The following is a 5236-nucleotide window of genomic DNA, read 5'->3' as shown; positions in this document are numbered from 1 at the left end:
AGCCCTTACTCTTTTTTATTATTCTTTTTTAAACAGGCTCTAAATCTTAATGGTTTAAAATTCACTTTTTCGACATAAAAATGAAACTTCAGAAATTATTTTGAAGTTTTTTTATTTTTAGTGTAATATTTTTCAATTTCAGATTGTCTTACCTATAGAACGAAACTTATGACTCAAGAAACTTTTAAGAATACGGTATTTATTCTCAGAGATGAGATGTTCCGTTTTGCAAAAAGGTTTGTTATGAGTAGCGATGAAGCTGAAGATGTAGTACAAGATTTGATGATTAAATTCTGGCAGAAAAAAGATGAACTGGTGCAGTTCGGAAATTTTAAATCCTATGCTTTAAAATCTGTAAGAAATGAATGTCTCAATCGATTGAAACATCACGATGTGAAATTAGGTTTCGCAGATATGCAGCTTCACCGTTCGGAACTCTATAGTATGGATGTGAATAATCTGAAAGACCAGATCATAGGTTTTATCAACCAGCTTCCGGAGAAACAGAAAACGGTGATTCACCTGAAAGATGTAGAAGAGTATGAAGTGTCTGAAATTTCTGAAATATTGGAAATGGAAGAAAACGCAGTAAGAGTAAATCTGATGCGCGCAAGACAAAAAGTAAAAGAACAAATCTCACAATTGATGAGCTATGAGCAACGACAAATTTCAAGATAAATATAACGAAGTCTTCCAAAGTTTAAAGGAAGAAAAAATGAATTGGGATTTTGAAGATTTTCTTCAGAAAGCAGAAGGAAATGATATTTCTGCCGTTGAAGCACCAATAATTCCTATTCAAAGTAAAAAGCCTTCGCTTCCAAAATGGTTTTGGATGGCTGCAAGTGCAGTGATACTTTTAAGTGTTGGTTTTTTATTTAACTATAATCAGAACGGAGAGGTTGCAGATCAGGCAAAATTGGTTGAAAACGAAATTCAGAAACAGAAAAATGATTTTATTAACGAAAATCATAATCCCAATTCGCAGGTTGCCGTTCATATTACCGATTCTGTTTCGGGACCAAAGCAAGATTCAATTTTTGTAGAAAATTCAATTGCTGAAAAAGATGTTTTAGATGAAATTCTCTCTAAAAAAAGTAGAATTAAAAAAGAATCTAAACCGAGATATGTTTACAATTCAGTATTGAAAAATCAAACATTAAAAGATTCCACAGGATATAAAGATTCTTATGTTATCGTCAACGGAAAGCGTATCGAAAACATGGAAGAAGCTATCAATATAACAAAATTTTCATTCCAGGTTGTAGCCAACAATGTCAATCAGGCATTGGCTCCGAAAGTGATGGATAACGTAGATTATTAACAACAGATTATGCAACTGATCAGGCTTATAATCAATTAAATTTAAACTGAACTCATGAAAAAATTATTAATTATATGTACTCTTGTGCTGTCTCATTTCTTTAATGTGTACGGACAGAAAAATAAATTGAACCAACTTTTTGATAAATATCAGGATGTTGAAGGGGTAACTTCTATTAAGATTGCTAAACCAATGTTTGGAATGCTTAGTAATTTAAATATTGCAGATGCAGAATTAGACCAAATTAAACCTTTGCTTTCAAAGATTGATGGGCTTAAAGTTTTGATTACAGAAGGAACAAGAGGTGAGCTTGCCAATGTAAACAAAGAAATTTCATCGTATCTAAATAATTTGAATTACAATGAAATTATGTCTGTGAAAAACGGAGGAAGCAGAATTAAATTTCTTTCAGCAGAAACAAAAAGTGACGGAACGCTAGATGATATGCTTTTAAGTATTGATAGTGGTGGTGGAGAAAATATTCTGGTAATGCTTGATGGAAAGCTTTCTATGGATGATGTGAATAAAATTATTAATTCCAGCGAAACAAAAACTACTACAACAAGAACTTCGGTAACCAACAGCTTTGCATCAGAGAATACATCTTCTTATCTTAACGGAGAAAACAGAAATGTGGGACAATTTTCAGGAATCGATGTAAGTACAGGAGTAAAAGTGATTTTTACACAAGAAAGTAATACAAGTGTAAAGGTTTTTGCGGATGCCGATAAACTTACTAATGTGATTACAAAAGTTGAAAATGGTGTTTTGAAGGTTTATATTGATAATAAAGGAACAAAAAATTTAAGATTTAAAAATCTAAGCATCAATGTTTCTTCCCCAAAAATGGAAAGAATTAAGGCTTCTTCAGGCTCCAATTTTACAATAGTGAATCAAATTAGTGGAAAAGAGATGACTTTGGATGCATCTTCTGGATCTGCGGTTGTTGGAAAATTTCAAATTTCTGGAACATCAAATCTTGAGGCAAGTTCTGGTTCGAATATAAAAGCTTCCATCAGTTCAGATAAAGTTTTAGTAAAAAGTTCAAGCGGTTCAAGCGTAACTTTAGAAGGAAATGCTGAATACATAGCAATCGACGCAAGCAGCGGAGCTTCATGCAAAACCGATCAGCTAAGAGCTAATGTTGGGGTTGTAGAATCTACGTCCGGAAGTAGTGCTTCTGTAAATGCCAAAGATAAATTGACCGTAAAAGCTTCTTCTGCAGGATCTGTACGATATAAAGGAAATCCAAGAATTGATTCAAATATTAGCAAATCATCTGCAGCAAGTCTAAGTCAAATCAACTAAAAATCGTTAGCCATGAAAATCTTAAAAAATATTTTTCTCGTTTGTTGTGCTTTATTCTTGCTACAATCTTGTATTGTTTCGAGCAAACCAAATATCGATTTTTTCTCAAAATCAAAGTATGATTCCGAGGATGCGCAATTTGCAAGTTTTAATGTGCCGTTGTTTTTAGCGAAACCTTATATCAAAAAAGCGTTGAGAGAAGAAGGAGAAAGTGAAGCTGCCATTGCAATGGTAAAGAAAGTTTCAAAAATAAAAATGATGACTGTTGCCAACGGAAGCGAAAAAATGTTGAAAGATTATGCCAATTATCTTAAAGATAATAATTACGAAGATTGGGCAACCATAAAACATGATGGCGATAATGTAAACATCAGAGTAAAACAAAAAGGTGAGACAATCAATAATATGCTGATTACCGTAAATTCAAAAAAAGACATGGTGTTTTTAGATGTTAAAGGCAACTTTACGGCAGATGATATTTCTAAAATGATCAACATTGCATCAGATAAGTAACTTCATATTTAACCATATTTAATTTTGTAAAGTCACTGTTTTAGGTGACTTTTTTCGATTTATATCATGTATTATTAAGTTTTATTTAAACTATTTAAAAGCATTTTCATATTCCAGCAAAAAGACTTAATTTTGCAAGAAAGTAAAGATGTCTATTCATAACAAAATTGTAGAGACAGCCATCACTTTCGATGACGTGCTTCTAGTCCCTGCTTATTCTGAAGTTTTACCTAACCAGGTTTCATTAAAATCAAGACTTACCGATAAAATTACGCTTAATGTTCCGATTGTTTCCGCAGCAATGGATACCGTTACAGAGGCTGATTTGGCGATTGCTTTGGCAAGAGTTGGTGGTTTGGGTTTTATTCATAAAAATATGACGATTGCCGAACAGGCTGCTCAGGTAAACAGAGTAAAACGTTCTGAAAACGGAATGATCTCTGATCCTGTAACGCTTTCTAAAGATCATACTTTGGCTGAAGCTAAAGAAACGATGGCAAAATATAAAATTTCTGGTCTTCCGGTTGTAGATGCAGAAAATACTTTGATCGGAATTATCACCAACAGAGATGTAAAATATCAGGAAAATCTTGATATGAAAGTGGAAGAGATCATGACGAAAGAAAATCTGATCACTTCTGATAAAAACACCAACTTAGAGAAAGCGAAAGAAATTTTACTGAAAGGTCGTGTTGAAAAACTTCCGATTGTAGACGAAAACAATAAATTGGTAGGTTTAATTACGATTAAAGATATCGATAATCAATTGGAATATCCGAATGCCAACAAAGACGAAAACGGTCGTTTGATCGTTGGAGCTGGAGTTGGAGTAGGTGAAGATACTTTAGACAGAATTGAAGCTTTAGTAAAAGCCGGAGTTGATATTATCGGGATTGATTCTGCTCACGGACATTCTAAAGGAGTGTTAGATAAAATCTCAGAAATCAGAAGCAAATATCCGGATTTAGATATCGTTGGTGGAAACATTGTAACCGCTGAAGCTGCTGAAGATTTAATTAAAGCTGGAGCAAATGTTCTGAAAGTAGGTGTTGGTCCTGGTTCTATCTGTACAACAAGAGTTGTTGCGGGAGTTGGAGTTCCTCAATTGTCTGCTATTTACAACGTTTACGAATATGCTAAAACTAAAAATGTTGCGGTAATTGCTGATGGTGGAATTAAACTTTCAGGAGATATCGTGAAAGCAATTGCAAGTGGAGCAGGAGCGGTAATGTTGGGATCTCTTTTAGCTGGAACTGATGAAGCTCCGGGTGAAGAAATTATTTTCCAAGGTAGAAAATTTAAAACTTACCAAGGTATGGGAAGTCTTTCTGCAATGAAAAGAGGTGGTAAAGAAAGATATTTCCAAAGTGAGGCTAAAAAATTCGTTCCTGAAGGAATTGAAGGAAGAGTTCCAAGTAAAGGTAAATTGGAAGATGTTATTTTCCAATTAACAGGAGGTCTTAGAGCAGGAATGGGATATTGTGGTGCTAAAGATGTTGAAGCTTTACAAACTGAAACTAAAATGGTAATGATTACAGGAAGCGGTTTGAAGGAATCTCACCCACATGATGTGATTATCACTCAGGAAGCTCCGAATTATTCTTTATAATAAATTAAGATATACATAAAATACCTCCGAGAATTCGGAGGTATTTTTTTGAACCAAAAATTAAATATGAAAAGAGCCAGTGAAAATTGATGCATTCATCATTGAGCTTTTTGGCTCTCCGAATACAAAATTTTTCATCATTTGTGTTTTAAATTATCATTGTGTTTTCTTTTTTAGTATTTACCCGAGAGCCTTTTTATAGGCTCATCGAGTAAAAACAATCTAATTTTTTTCATCACTGAGTTTTCACCTCTATTGAAATCAGATTTTCATTCTTTGTGTTTTCTTTTTTTTTAGTATTGACCCGAGAGCCTTTTTATAGGCTCATCGAGTAAAAACAATCTAAATTTTTTCATCACTGAGTTTTCACCTCTATTGAAATCAGATTTTCATTCTTTGTGTTTTCTTTTTTTTTAGTATTTACCCGAGAGCCTTTTTATAGGCTCATCGAATAAATACAATCTAATTTTTTTTTCATCACTGAG

Annotated in this window: 5 protein-coding genes; all 5 read left to right on the top strand. The window is 33.3% G+C overall.

Annotated elements, in window-relative coordinates; genetic code table 11:
- Positions 1-168 precede the first annotated feature (168 nt).
- The 5 genes from OEW74_RS19445 (at position 169) to guaB (ending at position 4751) form a co-directional block, all read left to right on the top strand.
- Positions 169-678 carry an RNA polymerase sigma factor gene (locus tag OEW74_RS19445; RefSeq protein ID WP_265430057.1) on the top strand — a complete coding sequence of 170 codons (510 nt, stop codon included), beginning with the start codon at positions 169-171 and terminating at the stop codon, positions 676-678.
- Positions 653-1321, top strand: a complete 669-nt coding sequence (locus OEW74_RS19440; protein ID WP_265430056.1) for a hypothetical protein — start codon at positions 653-655, stop codon at positions 1319-1321. Before OEW74_RS19445 ends, OEW74_RS19440 begins: the two co-directional genes overlap by 26 nt.
- 54 nt (positions 1322-1375) lie before the next feature.
- Positions 1376-2629, top strand: a complete 1254-nt coding sequence (locus OEW74_RS19435; protein ID WP_265430055.1) for a DUF4252 domain-containing protein — start codon at positions 1376-1378, stop codon at positions 2627-2629.
- A gap of 12 nt (positions 2630-2641) precedes the next feature.
- The gene (locus OEW74_RS19430) at positions 2642-3142 is read left to right on the top strand and encodes a DUF4252 domain-containing protein (RefSeq protein ID WP_265430053.1); all 501 of its coding nucleotides are present in this window, start codon (positions 2642-2644) and stop codon (positions 3140-3142) included.
- A 148-nt stretch (positions 3143-3290) separates the two neighbouring features.
- Positions 3291-4751 (top strand): IMP dehydrogenase, encoded by a 1461-nt coding sequence (guaB, locus tag OEW74_RS19425; RefSeq protein WP_265430052.1) that lies wholly within the window; start codon positions 3291-3293, stop codon positions 4749-4751.
- Positions 4752-5236 lie beyond the last annotated feature (485 nt).

It is taken from the genome of Chryseobacterium sp. YIM B08800 (genome assembly GCF_026163565.1).
GTDB lineage: Bacteria > Bacteroidota > Bacteroidia > Flavobacteriales > Weeksellaceae > Chryseobacterium.
The sequence above is the reverse complement of the archived record's forward strand: the minus strand, read 5'-3'. Positions and strand labels throughout refer to the sequence as shown.

What these genes read in the sequence shown, in the direction of transcription:
- OEW74_RS19440 (WP_265430056.1), top strand. Translation starts at nt 653, where the DNA reads ATGAGCAACGACAAATTTCAAGATAAATATAACGAAGTCTTCCAAAGT.
- guaB (WP_265430052.1), top strand. Translation starts at nt 3,291, where the DNA reads ATGTCTATTCATAACAAAATTGTAGAGACAGCCATCACTTTCGATGAC.
- OEW74_RS19435 (WP_265430055.1), top strand. Translation starts at nt 1,376, where the DNA reads ATGAAAAAATTATTAATTATATGTACTCTTGTGCTGTCTCATTTCTTT.
- OEW74_RS19430 (WP_265430053.1), top strand. Translation starts at nt 2,642, where the DNA reads ATGAAAATCTTAAAAAATATTTTTCTCGTTTGTTGTGCTTTATTCTTG.
- OEW74_RS19445 (WP_265430057.1), top strand. Translation starts at nt 169, where the DNA reads ATGACTCAAGAAACTTTTAAGAATACGGTATTTATTCTCAGAGATGAG.